This is a genomic window from Streptomyces sp. TG1A-60, assembly GCF_037201975.1.
Lineage (GTDB): Bacteria > Actinomycetota > Actinomycetes > Streptomycetales > Streptomycetaceae > Streptomyces.
Genome location: NZ_CP147520.1, coordinates 1,346,845 through 1,364,684 on the forward strand (window position 1 = coordinate 1,346,845; position 17,840 = coordinate 1,364,684).

The following is a 17,840-nucleotide window of genomic DNA, read 5'->3' on the forward strand; positions in this document are numbered from 1 at the left end:
TCGCGTTATGGCAGGAATCGGCCCGTCCGGCCAGCGGCGTTACTGGTCAGCGGGGAAGGTAACGCCCGGACGCGGTACGTGAGAGCCAGCCCCGGTCGGCAAGTTTGCGCAGCTGGCCCCGGACCGGCTCGATCTTCGCCGGACTCGCCTCCCGGCCCAGCCCGAGGGCGACGTCCTTGGCCATCACCGGACCGTCCGCCCCGGCCACGATCTCCATGATCCGTCGATATTCTGAGGTCAGGACCTCCAGTCCCATCCCCTCGACGCGGTCCGGCACCACTCGCATCCCGCCCGCACCCGGACCCACCGTCACAACGGCCGGCTCCGGCTCCGGCTCCGGCTCCGGCTCCGGCTCCGGCTCCGGCTCCGGCTCCGGCTCCGGCTCCGGCGACACGATGCCCGGCGGTCGCCGTCCACCATCAGTGGCCTCGGCCCACTGCCCGAACACCACCTCGGCGGCCTCCAACCGGGCGACCTCCGTTTCGAGTTCACCCAGCTCCTTGCGCAGCAGCTCGGCACGTTTCGCCAGCTCAAGCCGCCGCTCGATCGTCCACGCCAGCACGTCCGTCATGAACATCCCTCCCAGCGCAGAACCTACGCGGCGACCCCCGAACCTCACTCCAGAACCCACGAGAACACCTGCGCCAGACGATCTCGTGCTAACGATCACCCCACCTGCCAGCGTGAGGACCTCACCGACCCATCACACCAGCCCCACTGAACTGCGGAAACGAGCTTGGCGGAGCCTCAGTTGGGTTGGTGTCGCGGGTGGACAGCCACACCGCCTCGCTATCCCACCAGAAGGCCAGCGGAACGAGGCACGGCTCGCCGGTAGCGTCGGCCGTGCCGACCCATACGTCGTTGTCCCGTGCGAGACGTTCAAGCGCCTCGCGCTTGCGCTGCTTCGCGCTACGGGGTCCGCTGGGGTGAGAGTCAACTGCCGTCATGTGGAGAGGCTATGGCGTGAGGCACTCGGTCACATCCGGCGGCGGAACTAGGTCGCAAGGCGGAGGGTCGTCCTCGTCCTTTTAGAAGTCATCTCATTTGGTGAGTCTGCGGTAGCAGATGAGGGTGCAGGCGATGCTGGTGAAGGCGAGGAAGTGGTCGGCTTTGCGTTCGTAGCGGCGGTGGAGGCGGCGGCAGCCGGCGAGCCAGGCCATGGTGCGTTCCACGGTCCAGCGGTGGCGGCCCAGCCGTTGCGAGGGCTCGATGCCTTTGCGGGCGATGCGGTGGGTGATGCCGCGTTCGCGCAACCATCGCCGCAGGTGGGCGTAGTCATAGCCCTTGTCGGCGTGGAGTTTGCCGGGCTTGCGCCGTCGCCGTCCGCGGCGTGAGCGGATCGGCGGGATGCCCTTCACGAGCGGGATCAATGCCTGGCTGTCGTGCAGGTTGGCCCCGAGATGCCGACGGATATGGGCAGACCCGACCGTTCCGTGATCAGGTGGATCTTCGAGCCGTACTTGCCCCGGTCGACAGGATTCGGACCCGTCAGGTCCCCCTTTCAGGGCCCGCATGTTCACCGAGTCGATCGCGCACCGCGACCAGTCCAGCTCGCCTCGGGCACCGAGTTCGTCGAGGACCAGGCGGTGGAGCTTGGCCCACACCCTGGCCTTGGACCACTCCGAGAACCGCCGGTGGGCGGTCGCTCCGGACGGGCCGAACGACGCCGAAGGCAGCTGCAGCCAGGTACAACCCGACGTGACCACGAACACGATCGCGGCCAGCACCTCCCGGTCGCCGTGCCGACGCCGACCACCACTCTGCGGCCGCGACGGCGCCTCCGGCACCACCCGCTGGAACAACTCCCACAACTCGTCCGGCACCAGCCGCTCAACGATCCCCACCATGACGCACAGAATACCGAGCCACCCAAATGAGATGGCTTCTAACTACGGGCTCTCAGCGAACGTGCAGGTCATCGTGGACGCGGAGACCCGCCTGGTGGTGGCCGCGGCCCAGCTGGAGCCCGGCAACACTGCGGACGCGAACCTGGCGTGACTCCGGCTAGCCACATTGAGGGGGCGAAGTGGAGTGCGTCAGGAGCCCTTCGCATCGTGCGCGCCTGCGCAGCCGAGGCCACCATCACCTGGGAGCCCACCGTGGTCAACGGCAGCCCCGCACTCGCCGTATACCTGGGCGGCGAGCTCGACGGCGTCATGACCGTCCGTGTCGAGGACACCCGCATCACCGGCCTCTACTTCGTCCGCAACCCCGAGAAGCTGACCCACACCTCCGAGACCCCGCTCACCCTGCACTGACGCCAACGACTCGGGAGCACCCGCCGATCGCCGCACACGACAAGAGGGGAAGGTCATGACGGGTGGCCCAAAGTCCTTCAGCGACATGGCCTGTCGTCGGCGTTTCCACCGGCCTGCCCTTGGCGTAGCGTGGCCGCGTGTCAGAGCCGCCGCTGTCGCCCGCCGCGCCCCGTATCCCTCCGCAGCCCGCGGATGAATGGGCTGAATCCGTGCGGGAGACGTTGTCCGCCGACATCGGTTCACTGGGCCTCGGCGTGTCTTCGCTCGGTGAGGCCCATGTGTTTACGACGCTTGCCCGTCATCCGGAGTTGTTCGCCGCCTGGCTTCCCTTCAGCAGCCAGTTGCTGCTTGCGGGCGAACTGCCCTTCGCTGAACGCGAGTTGGTGATCCTTCGAGTGGCGCGCAATTGCGAGTCGGCCTACGAGTGGGGCCAACACGTGAAGATCGCCGCGAAGGCCGGGCTGTCATCGGACGACATGGCGCGGGTCGCTGCGGGTCCCGACGCGCCGGGTTGGACGGAACGGCAGTCGTTGCTGCTGCGGGCCACGGACGAGTTGCACTGCGGCGCCCGGATCGGCCAGTCGACTTGGGAAGGGCTGGCCCAGCACCTGACGGAGCGCCAGTTGATCGAGCTGCCCATGCTGGTAGGCCACTACCATCTGCTGGCCTTCACCCTGAACTCCCTGCAGGTGCTGCCGGAACCCGGACTGCCCCCCATGATCTGACGGGATGTCTCGGGCAGCAGCGGGGTCCGCATTTTCCGGACCCGGTTGTGCGTACGCGTCCTCAGTCACGGTAGTCGAAGAAGCTCCGTCAGGGCCGCAGCGAGGGACCCTGGTGCTTCTTCTATGACGAGCCTTCTCCACCAAGGGCGTGACCGGCGCCCATGATGGTCCGCCTCCTCGCGCACATGAGGGAGACGGAAGGACAAGAACCGCAGGATGGCGGTGGTCCCATCGGCACCGAACCACAGCACGAAATCCCGGCCGTGCCGGTAGGAGACGTAGGCTGCACCCAAGGCCACCAGAAGGGGGCACGGAGAGCCGGCGCCGGGGCGCTGGCCCTCACCCGCCTGCGCGCCGCAGCGGCAGAGGGCGCCTTCGACCTGGACCTCTTCGAGGACAAAGGAAACTACCGCAGGTGAACGCCGCGCAATTTCCTGAATCGACACCAGCGCTCGCTTGTCTGCTGCGCGGCGACGCCGAGCGCTACGGATGGGATCAGGCGGCGGCCGCCGGCTCATCGCCACCTGCCCCATCACCGAGCTGGAGTTCTTCTGAAGCGCGCGCTCCGCCGCCGACTGCACCCAGGGCATCGAGGACATGCGCCTGCTCTTCGGCTGGGTACCGGTCGTTGACCGCGCCTACGACCGCGCCTGGCAGGTACAGGAAATGCTCACCCAGCGCGGACAGTACCGCAGCGCCGGACCCGTCGACCTCGTCGTGGCCACAACAGCCGAGCTGCAGGGCCTGACCTTGCTCCATCGCGACCGGGACTTCGAGTGAATCGCCGCCGTCACCGGCCAGGCCCTCCAGTGGTACGGCCCAGAAGCCGGCAAGTGAGCCAAGGCAGGCGCTACGGGGACGGAGCGACAACAGGCACCTCGACAACTGCATCGGGCTGCGAAACAGCCCCGAGCATGCCCGCTGATCATGCGGGCGGACCGGGAGATCCAAGATCCCCGACAGAGTCAAGAGCTCACGACTCCACCAATCTCATTACAGCTCAGGTGACCAACAGGTCATCATGTCCTGGCAAGCCGCAGATCATGGCCGGGCCACCCGCCGTACGGCGGGCAGGTTCCGCCGTACGGCGGAACCCCGGTCGGCCGCCGGTGCGCGAATGATGGCCGCACGAGCCGCCGCGCCCCCGGGCGCCCAGTGTGAGGAGCACCCATGACCCAGGTACCGCCCCCGTTCGACCCCGAGCTCGCCGCCGCCCTGGAGCTCATCAAGGACGTCATCTCTCCCGGTGTCACGCCGGACGAGATCGATGCGGTCCGCCAGGGTCCGGGGATCGAGATGCTGGCCGGGCTGGATCTGACCATGGACGGCTTCTTCGAGATCGAGGACCGGACGGTGCCCGGCCCCGAGGGCGCGCCCGAGATATCGCTGCTGATCTGCCGTCCCGGCGCCCCGGCGGAGGACGGCCCGCGGCCCGTGATCTACCACGTCCACGGTGGCGGCCTGATCCTCGGCAACAACCGGCTCGGCGTGGACGCTGCGCTGGCCTGGGCGAAGGAACTGGACGCGGTCGTGGTCTCGGTGGAGTACCGGCTGGCGCCGGAGAACCCGTACCCGGCACAGATCGAGGACGTGTACGCCGGTCTGGAGTGGACCGCGAAGCACGCGGCGGAACTGGACGCCGACCCGGGGCGGATCGTCCTCGCCGGTGCCAGCGCGGGCGGCGGCCTGTGCGCGGCGCTGGCCCTGCTCTCCCGGGACCGCAAGGGCCCGCTGCCGATCGGCCAGCTCCTGATGTGCCCGATGCTGGACGACCGCAACGACACCCCCTCCTCCCACCAGATGGCGGGCCTCGGCGTCTGGGACCGTACGGCCAACGAGACCGGCTGGACCGCGCTGCTCGGCGAGCTCCGGGGCGGCCCCGACGTCCCCGCGTACGCGGCACCGGCCCGCGCTAAGGACCTGACCGGCCTGCCCCCGGCATTCCTGGACGTCGGCTCCGCGGAGACCTTCCGGGACGAGGTCGTCACCTACGCCTCCCGCATCTGGCAGGCGGGCGGAGTGGCCGAACTCCACGTCTGGCCCGGCGGCTTCCACGGCTTCGACGGCTTCGCTCCGCAGGCGGCGCTGTCGCAGGTGGCGCGGGCGGCGCAGGCGAGGTGGCTGCGGAGGTTGTTGGGGCGGTGAGGTACGGGCGGGAAGACCGGGGCGCGGGACATCCAGCGTCGCGGTGGATGGCCGAGCTCTCTTCACGAGGCGGCAATTCCATGAGGGGCGCGAGGGCTATCGCCCCGGGTTGCCCGATGGGCGGGACGGGCGCTGAGGCGAGGAGCCGGGTCACGGGGGACTCCGCGAAGGGCCGAGCTCTCCTCAGGAGACGGCACCCCATGAGGGGCAGCGGCCCCACACCGAGGCACTCGGTGAACAGCCGCGCGGTCACCTCTCGCGGATCAACGGTGGGCAGGCATCGCCCCCACCCTCCCCCGCAAGGCACCGCGGCAACAGCCGTGCGAATGCCTCCCGTGCCCCCACCTCTCACCCCCGCCCCGTCCCCACCCCGCATCCAAAGCCCCCACACACTCCTCGAACCGCACCCCCATACCGCACCATGTGCCTATGAAAGAGCTGGCCGGGCGCCTCACCGCGCTGGACCCCGATGCCGGTGCCGCCGTTCGCGTCATCGCCTACTTCGATCGGCTCGCGGAGTCGCGCGCCGGGCTGGAGTCGCTGGTCCGTGGGGCCGCCGTGCTGGCCGGGGTGCCGGCGCGGCTCGTCGATGCCGAGCGGCGGGTGTCCGTGCGCGTCGAGGCAGACGGGCAGCGCTCCGACAGCGCCCTGCCGCCGGATCCGGCCTGGCCGTCCGCCGCGCTCACCCCGGACGGCGTTCCGGCCCTGTGGCTGGAGCGGGCCGAGGCGGGACCCAGTGTGGTCGACGCGGTGATTCTGGAGCGGGCCGCCGGTGCCGTACGGCTGGTGCTCGACCGTACGCGCGGGCGGGCGCCCGCCGATGATCCGGCCCTGGTCGAGACGCTGCTCGACGCCACCGCCCCGGACACCGCCCGGCTGCACGCGGCCCGCCGACTGGGACTGGATCCCGCCGTACCGGCACGTGTGCTGGCCCCGCTCGACGGCCGACCCCGGATCGTTGCCACGCACGCGGACTCCGAGCCGCCCGCCGAGCGGGTGGGCGTGGGGCCCGCCGTCGCCGTGCTCGACCTGCCGGACTCCTGGGCCGCCGCCCGCACCGCCCTCCGCTTCACCGCCGAGGGGACCACGCAGGATCCCGGCCCTCGTGTGGTGCACGCCGACGACCTGGGCGGTATCGCACTGCTCGCCGGTCTCGTCGGGCCGGGTGCCGAGCCCCCGTCCGACGTACAGACCCTTGAGACGGCCGCGGCGGCCTCGCCCTGGCTGTTGGCCACGCTGAACGCCGTCGCGTCGACGGCGAGTCTGCGTGCGGCAGCCACCGCGATCAACGTCCACCACTCCACTCTCCAGGAGCGGCTGGTCCAGGCCGAGCACCTGCTGGGCTGGCCGGTGCGCACCCCGCAGGGCCGGTTCCGGCTTCAGCTGGCGCTGACGATGCGGCACCTGGCACGGCCGTAGCGGCGGGTCAGCGGAACTCGGGCACGACCTCGATGGTGCCGACGATGTGCGCGTTGAACTCGTCGAGTTCCCCGGCCGGCACCCACAGCTCGAGGATCGTCTCGCCGTCCGCCCGCTGTACGGGATACCGGCTCAGGAACTCCACCTCGACCTCGAACCGGTCACGAAGCCGGCGCCGTCGTGCTTGACGTTCAGCTCTTCACGCTCGGCTGCCGTCAGCCCTCCCGGCGCCCCCTGTCCGCGGCACCAGGTACAGCCGTAGCCCCCAGTACCGTGAGTGCGACGCGTAGTAGCCGTACTGGGCCCAGCCTGCCAGGTCCGAGCGTTTGGCCGTCTCACGGGAGCATCCGCAGCCGACCGGGGTGGAGTCGACCGGCCACACATCGTCGCTCCACAGTGAGGTGTCCCGGCCAGGATCCGGATCAGGCTGGTGAGCAGCGAGGACGCGGCGCGCAGCCGCTTGTTGTAGCCGGACTGCTGTGGAAGATGAACGCGCTTGTCACCGGGTGGGGGTCGCGGTCGCGGGTGACCGGCAGCGGGCCGCCCGTCCCGTGGTAGTGCGAGGGCCCGTCCTCGAGGTCCTCCGAGCGTCTGAAGTACGGCAGGACCTCGTCGTACGACCAGCCGGTGGCCCCGTGGCGTTTGGCCCAGTCGTCGTAGTCGGAGCGGTGGCCCCGGACGTAGATCATGCCGTTGAGGGCACTGCATCCGCCGAGGACCTTGCCGCGCGGCCAGAAGACCTGCGTGCCGTCCGCGTGTTGCTGGGGTTCGGTGAGGCAGGCGTAGTCCTCGGGGGCGTTCCACAGGCTGAAGTGAGCCGGGTCCGGGAACCCCCGGCGACCCCCGATGGCGCCCACCGACAGGTGCCTCAGGGCCGGATCACCGAGGTCACGCCGGCAACGGGCGAGACGCTGCTCCCGCAGCCAGCCCGAGACGGTGTACCCCTCCTCGGCCATGAGCTTGTAGAGATGACGACGCGAGACGCGATGAGCGGCCGCGATCTCGTCGGGGCCCAGCGCCGGGTCGTCCAGGCGTCGCTCCATGTACGTCAGGATGCGCCGGACAAGCAGGTTGTTTTTAGCGGGGTGAAGTAGAGCCAGTAGGGCGGTGGTTTTGGGAGCCGCTGGTTCGGCGGTGGGAATGGGAGCCACCTGGTCTGGTGGTGTGCGACATGCCGCCGATGGAGTAATCGGGGTTTTGGGCTGTCTGGCCGCTCACGCTGTGGTCGTTGATCACGGTCGTGTCAGGAGACCCGTGTGTACAGGTCGCGTGAGTGGATCTTTGAGCGGATCCGCCGGGACCGGCGTCTGGACCCCGCGGTGTCGGGGCGGGCGCTGGCCCAGCGGTACCGGGTGTCGCGGAACACGGTGGCGAAGGCGTTGGCGTCGCCGGTGCCGGCGAAGCGGAAGAAGCCGCCGCCGCGTGCGAGCGTGCTGGAGCCGGTAAAGCCGTTCATCGACGCGATGCTGCGCGCGGACCTGGACGCGCCGAGGAAGCAGCGGCACACCGTCGACCGGATTCTTCAGCGGCTGGCGGGCGAGCATGATTTCGAGCTCGCGGCGTACTCCACGGTGCGCGACTACGTCGCCAGGCGGCGCCCGGAGCTGGCGCTGGAGGCGAAGGAGGGGCGCCGTCACCTGGAGGGGACGGTCCCGCAGGCCAAGCGGCCCGGTGAGGAGGCCGAGGTCGACTTCGCGGATGTGTGGCTAGACCTGGCCGGGCAGCGGCGCAAGTGCGTGCTGTTCACGCTGCGGATGTCGTACTCGGGCAAGGCCGTCCACCACGTCTACGCCACCGCTTCGCAGGAGGCGTTCTTCGAGGGACACGTCGAGGCGTTCGAAATGCTGGGCGGAGTGCCGACCGTCCACATCCGCTACGACAACCTCAAGCCGGCGGTGAAGCTGGTGCTGTTCGGCCGCTCGCGAACGGAGTCGGCCCGGTGGGCGGCGTTCAGATCGTGGTACGGCTTCTCGGCGTTCTACTGCACGCCGGGTGAGGAAGGCGCCCACGAGAAGGGCGGGGTGGAACACGAGGGCGGCCGGTTCCGCCGCAAACACCTGGTCCCGCCACCCCAGGTCGAGTCCCTGGCGGAGCTCAACGAGCGCCTGGCGGCGATCGACGCGGCCGAGGACGCCCGGCATGTCCACGGCCGGCCCACTTCGATCGGGTTCGACTTCGAGCAGGAACGGGAACTGCTGCGGCCGCTGCCGGTGGACGGCTACGACTGCGGGATCGACCTGACACCGGTGGTGCACCGCAACGGCCGGATCACGGTCCGGCAGTGCTACTACTCGGTGCCCGCGAAGTTCATCGGGGCGAAGGTGCGGGTGAAGCTGCGGGCCAACGAGTTGTGGATCTACGACGGCCGGCAGGTCGTCGCCCGCCATCCGCGGCTGACCCGCCGCTACACCTACCACGACATCCTCGATCACTACCTGGAGATTCTCCTGGTCAAGCCCGGCGCGTTCGCCGGGGCCTCGGCGCTGGCGCAGGCGCGGGCAGAAGGCGGCTTCACCAGGACGCACGAGGCGTTCTGGGCCGCGGCCAAGCGGAAAGCGGGGGACCGGGAGGGCACCCGGATGCTGATCGAGGTGCTGCTGCTGCACCGGCAGCTGCCCGCCGACGCACTGATCGCCGGGATGACCACCGTCCTGCGGGTCGGCTCGGTCAGCACCGATCTGGTGGCGATCGAGGCCCGCAAGGCGATGGAGAACACCGAGGCAGATGCCTTCGACAATCTCGACGACATCGATGAGCCGGGCCCGGTCGCCGAGGACGACGACGATCCCAACGGGCCGGGCCAGGACGTGACCGACGGCGAGGGGGCGAAGGTGATCTCGCTGCACACCCGGCGGCTGCCGGCCGATCCGCGCACCGCGCTGCCGGACATGGCCAAGTACGACCAGCTGCTCACGCCGGTGAAGGACACAGGCACCACGAAGCAGAAAGGCACCAGCGCATGACCCCCACCAAGGCCGCCGACCCGACCGCCCGGCAGGTGCCGCCCACCCGGATGCCGCTGCCCGGCGACCCGGAGGACGCGGCGATCGACGAAGCGTGCCGGGACCTGCGGCTTCCGGCGTTCCGCGAGCGGTTCGTTGAACTGGCCGCCACCGCGCGGCGCGAGCAGTCCACCTACAAGCAGTTCCTCCTGGACCTGCTGCAGGTCGAGGTCGCCGACCGGGACGTGCGCCGGCAGCAGCGGCTGGTGCGCTCCGCGAAGTTCCCCAGGCCCAAGCGTCTGGAGGACTTCGCGTTCGAGAAGAACCCCAACGTCTCCCCCGAGGTGATCGCGGATCTGAAGTCCCCGTCCTGGGTGCGTGAGGGCCGCCCGCTGGTGCTGATCGGCGACTCCGGCACCGGCAAGTCCCACTTGCTGATCGGGGTGGGCACAGCGATCGCCGAGGCCGGCCTTTCGGTCCGCTACACCACCACCTCGGCGCTGGTGAACGAGCTCGCCGAGGCCGACGCGGGGCGCCGCCTGTCCTCCGTGATCGCCCGGTACAGCAAAGTCGATCTTCTGTGCCTGGACGAGTTCGGCTACCTGAACCTGGACAGGAAGGGCGCCAAGCTGCTCTTCCAGATTTTCACCGAGCGGGAGGAGTGCAAGGCGACCGCGGTGGCCACCAACTCCCCGTTCGCCGAGTGGGACAAGACCTTCGGAGATCCCAGGCTCTGCGCGGCCATCGCCGACCGGATCACCTTCCGCTGCACACTCATCCAGACCGGCACCGACTCCTACCGCTACCAAGTCACTCAGGACGAACATCGAGGAAAGAAGCGGTGACCGACGCTCCGTCAGCGGCGGACAGGGTTGGCGCCGGTGCCTGATGCCTCAGCTGACAAGCATGCCTATGCCTTCTTCCGGGCCTTGATGAGGAAGCGCTGTGAGTAGGCCACGAAGGGGCCGTGACGCTCAATGAACTCATGGAGCTCTACCAGGCGATCACGGTAGGTATCCACCGTGAAACCCGGGACTATCCAGATCACCTTGCGGAGGAAGTGGACCACCGCGGCAATGTCGTAGAACTCCATCCGGAGTGCTTCCTGACGAAGGTCCATGACGTCCAGGCCCGCTGCCTCCGCGCCGGCCACCGCCACGATCGGGCTTCGAGACGGGTGGACTGGCTGCGGGCCCATCATGAAATCAGTCAGCTCGCGCACTGAGCCTGCGCCCACATCTTGGGAGAGGTACATACCGTTCGGGCGCAGGACACGACAGACCTCATCCCAACGGGTGCAGACCGGGTGCCGACTGACCACCAGATCGAATTGGTCCGTCGGGAACGGCAGGTCGTCCGAATCGGCAACCTCAACCACATGGGCATGGAACTTGGCCAGGTTACGCCGGGCAATCTCCAGGTTCGGCGGCCACGACTCGGTCGCCGCCAGCACCGACGGGGCAAGCGGAACGGAGGCCAGCACCTCGCCCCCGCCGGTCTGGATATCGAGCGCCGCCTCGGCCTTCGACATCCGGTCGGCGAGCAACTTCGCATAGCCCCAGGACGGACGCTCCTCGGTCGCACGGCCCGCGAACCAGGAGAAGTCCCAGCCCTCAGTCGGGACTGCTTCGCCCTCAGCAACAAGATCTTCGAACGTGGACATGGGGGTGAGAATGGCAGGCGGCAGCAGTGTCCGCACCAGAATTAGACGCCGCCCAGCCATCGGCACCGGCAGTTTGGCCGTTCCGCGGCCGATGCTGACCGACTCACGAACCGGGGCTAACCTCGATTCGTCAGCGGGGTTCGGTGGCTGGCCTGCTCGGCAGTTCGTCCGTAATGTCCTCGGGCCGTTCGAGGTGGGCCGTCGCGTGACGCCGCGGGTGCGCCGGGTTCCACGGGCCCGGAGTGCTGCCGGTCTTCTCCTTCCTGGTGTTTGTCGGGGCAGTGCCCGGCTGTCAGGTGACAGCTGGGAGGGCGGTGAGCCGCTGCCAGCAGGTGGCGAACGCTTGGGCCCAGGGCCAGGTCGCGTCGATGCGCAGCCATCGGCGTCGGGCGTGGTCGGCGAGGCGGGCGGGCAGGTGGTAGAGGCGGAAGCGCATGGTCTTGGGCTCGGCGTCGGCCAGGCCCTCGATGTCGTGCAGGGCCAGCAGCCGAACCCAGGCGTCGAGATCGGCGGCGAGGTTCGCGGCGAGCATCCAGCCGCGGTTCACTTCCCAGGAGGCGGACGGCAGATTGTCCAGTCCCGTCGCCTTGTTGGTGCGGACCCGGTCCTCGACTTTGGCGTGCGAGCGGTGCAGGACGTCCAGGAACTGGCTGTGGCCCGAGCCGGCGATGCCCCACATGTGCCGGATATTGGTGGCGGTGATGCAGTACCGCCAGCCGGTCTTCTTCTCGAAGGCGGTCAGTTTCTTCAGGTGCCGGCGGGTGGGCCTGACGCGGCGCACGATCAGCCGCATGCCCTCCGGCCAGCCCTCACGGGTGTTCAGCCCGGTCAACTCGGCGACGAAGTAGCCCTCTTGGAGGCTGCCGTCCTGGTGCAGGGAGGTCTCCCAGGCGCTTTTGGGCAGCTTTGCGATGGCCTTCTCGTCGTCTTCGGTGATCGTCCAGCCGGCCGTGTAGCGGACCGTACGCCGCGTGGTGTTCAACGCTTCGAGGTGTTCCAGCAGCCCGTGGGTGGCCCCGGCCCCGTCCAGCCGGATGAGGATCTTCGCTGCTGAGGAGCCGGGGATCTGGGCGAGGGCGTCGGTGAGCACGCGGATGTGGTCGGCTACCGTGTTTGCTCCGGCATTCCCCGGACGCAGGAGCATCGCCAGCGATTCGGTGGTGTTCGCGCACCACGCGGCCAGCGGATGAAACCCGAACGTCTTTTTGAAGGTGACTGCTGCCCCCGCCTTCTTGGACGCGGACGTGATGATGGTGGCGTCGATGTCGATGACGATCCAGCCGGTCAGCCGTTTGCCCGCCACCGTCAGCCAGGGGAAGCCGCCCGGCCGCAGACGCAGCAGACTCCACACATGCCGGCGCACCCGCGCCCGCGCCTTCGCAATCTTCGCCAGGACTGTCTCGTCGAGCGCGGCCAGGGTGCGGCGAGCGGTGGAGTCCGAGGCCGACGGCCCGAACAACGGCCGGTGATGAAGCTGGAGTTGTTCGGCCTCCGACAGGTTCGCCGCCCCCAGCGCGATCGCGACGGCCAGGTGCACCAGGACGCCCGCCCGTTCCCGCCAGCCGGCCGCTGTGCTGGACGGTAACTCCTTCGCCAGCGCCCCGGTGAGCCCTGTGCGGTCCGCGCACCGGCGCAGCAGCACCGCACCGGCATGCCCGATCAGTCTCTTCCCGTCAGCCACCACGGACAGCCGACGGTCCCACCCTGTACTCTTGCTCACCAGATTGGTGCCCTGATTCTTGCAGCGGATACGACGTAGACACTCGCATCCTCGCAGGTCAGCGGCACCATTCTGCTATCGGGGCGTCAGGTCACCCAATTCCGCTGAATATCCAGGGCTAACTCCTACCAGTCATCGCATCCGCCACCATGGCCACCGCAGAACGGGGGCCGGGCTCTTCCAGACCGCGCCTGTCAGGGACACGGACCAGCAGAGCCCGGGACCCACAAGCTACCGGCCCACCCCACATACCTGCCGCAGACACTCCCACCCCCGATCCGCACTGGCAGAACTCACCCGATAGGGGTGGCTCCCGCTCTCATCGCCGATCATGAACCTGCGCTGCGAGCCATCCGCCTCACGGACGGACGAACCTGGCTCCCGAAACCGCCGTCCCGCTGGCTCTACTTCACCCCGCCGAAAACAAGCAGGTCCCGGCCCTCGTCTCCCGGTGCTCGGTCCACGCCCATGTACTCGGTGAGCAGCGTTCCGATGAGGTCCGCCACGTTGTGGCCGAGCCGGGGCGTGTCGAGGGACTCGGACTGCTCCACCTGCCGAACCAGCCCGTCCAGAAAGGGACGCACCAGAGTGCCGATGCCTTGGTGGCACGGCACGCGGGTGGCGAGGGTGGGCGCATGGTCGGTGAAGCCGGGCGTACGCGTGGTCGGCACGATGACCGCCAGACTGGCGACCACCTCGCCGTCCCCGTCGCGTACCGGCACGGCCAGGCCGTACGCGCCGACGCGTAGCTCGTCGTGCGTGACGGCGTAGGTCGCCCTGCTGCTCGCCCACGAGGTGGACGACGCCGAACGCGTCCGCACGGCCGTCGAGGCGGCCGCGACCCCCGACGGCCGGTAACCCCCCGTCCGCTGCGCGCTTCTGGAGGAAGCTTGCGAATCGACAAGACCATCGACGACGCGGCACTCGCACAGGTGCTCGCCGCGATAGCCCGGGATCGACGCTCGCCGTCGGCGGTTTCGGCCTCTGCGGCACCCCCGTGTCCCTGATCCAGGCCCTGCACGCCACGGGCGTGGACGACCTGCGCGTGGTGTCCAACAACTGCGGCGTGGACGACTGGGGCCTGGGCATCCTGCTGCGCGACCGTCGGCTCTCCCGCGTCACCGCCTGCTACGTCGGCGAGAACAAGGAGTTCGCCCGCCAGTACCTCACCGGCGAGTTGGAGGTCGAACTCATCCCGCAGGGCACCCTCGCGGAGAAACTCCGCGCCGGAGGCTGCGGCATTCCCGCCGCCTGCCCACCCTGGTGCCCGGCCACCTGCCGGACGGCGTCGAGGTCGTCCTGCACTCCGAGAACGGCATCCTCGGCGTCGGCCCCTATCCGTACCAGGGCGGGGAGGACCCCGACCTGATCAACGCCGGCAAGGAGACGGTGACGGTACGCCCGGGCGCCTCGTTCTTCGACTCCGCCCTGAGCTTCGGCATGATCCGCGGCGGCCACATCGACGTCGCTCTCCTGGGCGCCATGCAGGTCTCCGCCCGCGGCGACCTGGCCAACTGGATGATCCCCGGCAGGATGGTCAAGGGGATGGGCGGCGCCATGGACCTCGTGCAGGGCGCCCGGCGCGTCATCGTCGTCATGGAGCACACCACCCGGGACGGCGACCCCAAGATCGTCCAGGGCTGCTCGTTGCCGCTGACCGGGCGCGCGGTCGTCGACCGGATCATCACCGACCTGGCCGTCATCGACGTCACCGACGACGGCCTCGTCCTGCGCGAACTCGCGCCCGACGTCACGTTCGAGCAGGTCCAGCGGGCAACCGAACCGGCCCTGACGGCCGGTTGACCGGGTCAGCGAGGCGACGACCAGACGGCGCCAGCCGCGAGCAATCACCGTTTCGCGTGACTGCCCTCTGGCCCCGTTGTGCCGTTGCCCCGAGGACATGACGAACCCGGAGCGAACCGCCGTCCCCTGGGCCTTCGAGAGACTCCGCATCCGCACAACCTGAGCTTTCTGCAGCTCGTCCAACCCGCCGCTCGTGCCTTGTTGCCGATGCGTCGGCCGGCCGGGAGGGCGTAAGCGGCTGCATCGGCGAAGCACCGCGCCCGGACGAACACCCGAGAGGCCCCCGGCTCGGGCAAGCCCGCAGGGGTTCTGCAGCGCGTCTTCTCTCAAGCCCCTATAAGCGGGGTCCTGGCTGTAGCTGTCCTAGCAGGTGGAAGACCTCCCGGGCAGCGTGGCGTTTGAGGCAACGGACGATTTCGCGTCGGGTCTTGCCCTCCTTGATCCGGCGCTCGTAGTAGTCCTGCGTGCGCGAGTCGACCCGCAGGCGGGTGAACACGATGCGGTGCAGCGCGGCATTGGCCCGCCGGTCGCCACCACGGTTGAGACGACGAGACTGCCGGCGTCCCGAGGAACGCTCGACGGGACTGACCCCGCACACAGCGCGGCAAAGGACGCCTCACTGTCCAGACGTTCCGCTCGGATCCTCCGTATCAGCGGCTATACCGACATCGAGCCGCAGGCCCCTCTGGGCGGTCCGGACGGGAAGAGGGACGTCGTCGTACGGCGGGACGGCAGGAGGTACGTCACGGCCGTCTACTTCCCCACGACGGCGAGTACCCTCGCTGCGACCAGAAGGAAGTACAAGGACGATCTCCGTGGCGGGGCTGCTGAATCCCCGGCTGCCCCGGGTGGTCGGCTGAGACACGGTGCTCGGCCGAGAGCTGAGTCGGGACCGGCCGCGCCCGGTAGGGCAGCAGGGCCCGGACCGCGCGTCGCGGTCCGGGCCCTGCCCCATGCGGTGCCGCCCTGCGGCGGCGGTGCGTCAGCTCTGGGCGGTGTCGTCGCTCGTCTGCCCGGCGCCCTCAGCTGCGCCTACCTTCTCGCGCATCTTGCGCACCAGCTCCGCCTTCTGGTCGGCGGCACCCTGGCGGTCGAGGTTGCGGTGCGGACCGTTGTTCTGCCGTTCGGCACGGGACAGCTTCCTGCGCTGGCCGCCGCCCATGCCCACAGGGTTGTTGATGTTCTTGCTCACGGGTTCTCCCGAAATGATGTGAAGTGACCTACGGATTCATCGGTGGGGGACGGTGCGGCGTCGAAGGACGTCAGCAAGGGCCCATCACGCTCTCACTCGTAAATCGGCGTCTGGAAGAACATGACCAAGACGTTACCGGGTTCCGTCGACCCCGCACACCAAGTTATTCGCCGTCCCGGCGTCGGCCGGGCCTTCGGCGAGCACCCGGGGTCAGCCGTTTCCTTCCAGTCAGCTAAGGGACCGTGCCCCCTCACATCACGGATCCCCGCCAGATGGAGGCGAGCCAGCGGGGTTCGGCAGCGCCATTCCTGTCACAGCCCTACGAGCGGGGTCCTGGCTGCAGCTGTATGACCAGGTGGAAGACCTCTCGGGCAGCGTGGCGTTTGAGGCAACGGACGATTTCGCGTCGGGTCTTGCCCTCCTTGATCCGGCGCTCGTAGTAGTCCTGCGTGCGCGAGTCGACCCGCAGGCGGGTGAACACGATGCGGTGCAGCGCGGCATTGGCCCGCCGGTCGCCACCACGGTTGAGACGACGAGACTGCCGGCGTCCCGAGGAACGCTCGACGGGACTGACCCCGCACACAGCGCGGCAAAGGACGCCTCACTGTCCAGACGTTCCGGGTTGTCCTCCACCGTGATCAGCAAAGCGACGGCTGTATCCGGACCGATCCCCACCACCTCAAGCAGCTGCGGGGCATGACATTCCACGAGCCGGACCAGACGAGCGTCCACATCCCGGATCTGCTCGGAGAGCTGGCCGATCCGGTGAGCCAGCAGGCCCAGGGTGATCCGAGTGGCCTGCAGCACCGACTCCTCGCCGGCCTCCCCGTGACTGCTCACATCGATGAACCGCGCACAGGTCCGGAAGAGTTCGGCATTGCCCAGTCCAGCCAGGTCTTCCCGCAGGGCGGGATCAGCAGTGATGAGGACGGACTTGAGCTGGTTGATGGCCTGAGTGCGGGCCTTGACGGCCGACACCTTCGTGAGTTCGTACATTCTCGCGATCTGCACCGGCCCGTCGCCCGGTTTGGCCCGAGCGCGCGCCCGCCCGCTCAACACGGCTCGCGCCGTGTTCTGGCCATCGAGCGGATCCGATTTGTCGCGCCGACGGCGATCTGCCCGGTCCATCCGACCTGATAGAGGGCGGCCAGGGCCGCGTGCGGCAACTGGAGGGCAGCACGACCAGGCTGACCAGCACCCGGTCGGTGAAGGCCAGTTGATGGGTCGGGCCGGCGCCGGCGGCGCGTCGCCGGCGTCCGGCGCGCCGCTTTTGGAGGGCCGACTGGCACCGAGCGGTCCACGGGACGGCCAACTCCTCGATCAAATCACCGAGATGTGCACGGGACAATCCGCAGAAGGCAGGATGGGACAAGGCCGCACGGGCCGGGTATGGCGTCACAACCTCCCCAACCCGTGCGGCCTTGTCACGTCACGGCTGACCACGTCTCTGACGGACCGACTCGCAGGGCGATCATCAAGATCCACAGAAGTCACGCGGGGCATCCAAACACCAGGTCGCCGACCACCGCCACCGCATTACGACTCGCCCACGACCACCTTTCGCGCGGACGATCATGCACGGGACAGCACTATGGCGTACCAAGTCGTAAGCGTCCTGCGGCCCTGCCGGAGCGGCCATCGCCGCCCGAGCGGAGCCGCCTCAGCAGTGGCCGAATGGCCGAGGCGCCCGCGGGATCCCGCGAGGAAGGTGGGCGATGTCCGCTGCGGTCCTCCGCGCGCTGATACCGCTCGCCGTCCGGCAGGGCACCGACTCGAACGGCTCACCCAACGCCGACGGCGATGACCGCCCACGCAACGACTGTGTCCACTGCCTCGTGCGCGTCGGGCGGGCGCTGCATGGCCCGATATGACACCTGGAGACGTCAACGCTCCAGGCCACTACCATGACGCGCAACTCGCACCGGCGTCGACCACCTGCGTTTCCGTGTCCGCCTCGCCGAGCCGGACCGGAT

General features: G+C 69.1%; 15 protein-coding genes and 9 pseudogenes. 12 read left to right on the top strand and 12 right to left on the bottom strand.

Translation table 11 applies throughout. The annotated features are described in order from the left end of the window. Positions 1-46: 46 nt before the first annotated feature. Together WBG99_RS05410 and WBG99_RS05415 are read right to left on the bottom strand one after the other, a co-directional pair. A complete protein-coding gene (locus WBG99_RS05410) occupies positions 47-571 on the bottom strand; it encodes a hypothetical protein (RefSeq protein ID WP_338895218.1) in 525 nt (174 codons plus the stop codon). Positions 572-1,040: 469 nt separating this feature from the next. Then, positions 1,041-1,847 (bottom strand): IS5 family transposase, encoded by an 807-nt coding sequence (locus tag WBG99_RS05415; protein ID WP_338895219.1) that lies wholly within the window; start codon positions 1,845-1,847, stop codon positions 1,041-1,043. A 231-nt stretch (positions 1,848-2,078) separates the two neighbouring features. On the opposite strand from WBG99_RS05415, the pseudogene WBG99_RS05420 reads away from it, so the two are divergent. From WBG99_RS05420 to WBG99_RS05445, 6 genes and pseudogenes are all read left to right on the top strand, one after another. Next, a pseudogene (locus WBG99_RS05420) lies at positions 2,079-2,258 on the top strand (RNA polymerase subunit sigma-24); the annotation flags it as partial. Between the two features lie 137 nt (positions 2,259-2,395). Further along, entirely contained in the window at positions 2,396-2,983 is a 588-nt protein-coding gene (locus WBG99_RS05425; protein ID WP_338895220.1) for a carboxymuconolactone decarboxylase family protein, read from the top strand. Positions 2,984-3,312: 329 nt separating this feature from the next. Continuing rightward, positions 3,313-3,402 (top strand): annotated as a pseudogene (locus WBG99_RS05430) (type II toxin-antitoxin system VapB family antitoxin); the annotation flags it as partial. Further along, positions 3,399-3,763 (top strand): annotated as a pseudogene (locus WBG99_RS05435) (PIN domain-containing protein). The pseudogenes WBG99_RS05430 and WBG99_RS05435, both read left to right, overlap by 4 nt. Positions 3,764-4,153: 390 nt before the next feature. Further along, on the top strand, positions 4,154-5,128 hold the full coding sequence (locus tag WBG99_RS05440; protein ID WP_338895221.1) for an alpha/beta hydrolase: 975 nt from the start codon (positions 4,154-4,156) through the stop codon (positions 5,126-5,128). 429 nt (positions 5,129-5,557) lie between these two features. Next, positions 5,558-6,547 carry a helix-turn-helix domain-containing protein gene (locus WBG99_RS05445; RefSeq protein ID WP_338895222.1) on the top strand — a complete coding sequence of 330 codons (990 nt, stop codon included), beginning with the start codon at positions 5,558-5,560 and terminating at the stop codon, positions 6,545-6,547. 7 nt (positions 6,548-6,554) lie between these two features. Here the strand turns inward: WBG99_RS05445 and WBG99_RS05450 are convergent. The 3 genes and pseudogenes from WBG99_RS05450 to WBG99_RS05460 form a co-directional block, all read right to left on the bottom strand. Beyond that, positions 6,555-6,739 (bottom strand): annotated as a pseudogene (locus WBG99_RS05450) (hypothetical protein); the annotation flags it as partial. A gap of 52 nt (positions 6,740-6,791) precedes the next feature. After that, a pseudogene (locus tag WBG99_RS05455) lies at positions 6,792-7,033 on the bottom strand (IS982 family transposase); the annotation flags it as partial. Continuing rightward, a complete protein-coding gene (locus WBG99_RS05460) occupies positions 6,970-7,590 on the bottom strand; it encodes a GMC family oxidoreductase N-terminal domain-containing protein (protein ID WP_338895223.1) in 621 nt (206 codons plus the stop codon). The gene WBG99_RS05460 and the pseudogene WBG99_RS05455, both read right to left, overlap by 64 nt. Before the next feature lie 213 nt (positions 7,591-7,803). On the opposite strand from WBG99_RS05460, the gene istA reads away from it, so the two are divergent. Then, positions 7,804-9,510 (top strand): IS21 family transposase, encoded by a 1,707-nt coding sequence (istA, locus tag WBG99_RS05465; RefSeq protein ID WP_338895224.1) that lies wholly within the window; start codon positions 7,804-7,806, stop codon positions 9,508-9,510. Next, on the top strand, positions 9,507-10,334 hold the full coding sequence (istB, locus tag WBG99_RS05470) for an IS21-like element helper ATPase IstB (protein ID WP_338895226.1): 828 nt from the start codon (positions 9,507-9,509) through the stop codon (positions 10,332-10,334). The genes istA and istB overlap by 4 nt, the downstream gene beginning before the upstream one ends. A 65-nt stretch (positions 10,335-10,399) precedes the next feature. Here istB and WBG99_RS05475 read toward each other — a convergent pair whose 3' ends face one another. From WBG99_RS05475 to WBG99_RS05485, 3 genes are all read right to left on the bottom strand, one after another. Beyond that, positions 10,400-11,152 (bottom strand): class I SAM-dependent methyltransferase, encoded by a 753-nt coding sequence (locus WBG99_RS05475; protein WP_338895227.1) that lies wholly within the window; start codon positions 11,150-11,152, stop codon positions 10,400-10,402. A 292-nt stretch (positions 11,153-11,444) separates the two neighbouring features. Further along, positions 11,445-12,872, bottom strand: a complete 1,428-nt coding sequence (locus tag WBG99_RS05480; protein WP_338895228.1) for an IS1380 family transposase — start codon at positions 12,870-12,872, stop codon at positions 11,445-11,447. A 404-nt stretch (positions 12,873-13,276) separates the two neighbouring features. Further along, the gene (locus WBG99_RS05485) at positions 13,277-13,693 is read right to left on the bottom strand and encodes a hypothetical protein (protein ID WP_338895229.1); all 417 of its coding nucleotides are present in this window, start codon (positions 13,691-13,693) and stop codon (positions 13,277-13,279) included. A 75-nt stretch (positions 13,694-13,768) separates the two neighbouring features. On the opposite strand from WBG99_RS05485, the pseudogene WBG99_RS05490 reads away from it, so the two are divergent. Together WBG99_RS05490 and WBG99_RS05495 are read left to right on the top strand one after the other, a co-directional pair. After that, positions 13,769-14,121, top strand: a pseudogene (locus tag WBG99_RS05490) (CoA-transferase); the annotation flags it as partial. 2 nt (positions 14,122-14,123) lie between these two features. After that, positions 14,124-14,675, top strand: a pseudogene (locus tag WBG99_RS05495) (3-oxoacid CoA-transferase subunit B); the annotation flags it as partial. 334 nt (positions 14,676-15,009) lie between these two features. On the opposite strand, the pseudogene WBG99_RS05500 reads toward WBG99_RS05495, so the two are convergent. The 4 genes and pseudogenes from WBG99_RS05500 to WBG99_RS05515 form a co-directional block, all read right to left on the bottom strand. Next, positions 15,010-15,308 (bottom strand): annotated as a pseudogene (locus WBG99_RS05500) (transposase); the annotation flags it as partial. Positions 15,309-15,657: 349 nt separating this feature from the next. Continuing rightward, positions 15,658-15,867, bottom strand: a complete 210-nt coding sequence (locus WBG99_RS05505) for a DUF6243 family protein (protein WP_338895230.1) — start codon at positions 15,865-15,867, stop codon at positions 15,658-15,660. Positions 15,868-16,186: 319 nt separating this feature from the next. Then, positions 16,187-16,348: a hypothetical protein gene (locus WBG99_RS05510; RefSeq protein WP_338900586.1), complete on the bottom strand. Its 162-nt coding sequence runs from the start codon at positions 16,346-16,348 to the stop codon at positions 16,187-16,189. Between the two features lie 12 nt (positions 16,349-16,360). Further along, positions 16,361-16,450, bottom strand: a pseudogene (locus tag WBG99_RS05515) (transposase); the annotation flags it as partial. Between the two features lie 113 nt (positions 16,451-16,563). On the opposite strand from WBG99_RS05515, the gene WBG99_RS05520 reads away from it, so the two are divergent. Together WBG99_RS05520 and WBG99_RS05525 are read left to right on the top strand one after the other, a co-directional pair. Beyond that, positions 16,564-17,004, top strand: coding sequence for a hypothetical protein (locus WBG99_RS05520; RefSeq protein ID WP_338895231.1), 441 nt, complete (start codon positions 16,564-16,566; stop codon positions 17,002-17,004). Positions 17,005-17,582: 578 nt separating this feature from the next. Next, a complete protein-coding gene (locus WBG99_RS05525) occupies positions 17,583-17,738 on the top strand; it encodes a hypothetical protein (protein ID WP_338895232.1) in 156 nt (51 codons plus the stop codon). Positions 17,739-17,840: the final 102 nt, after the last annotated feature.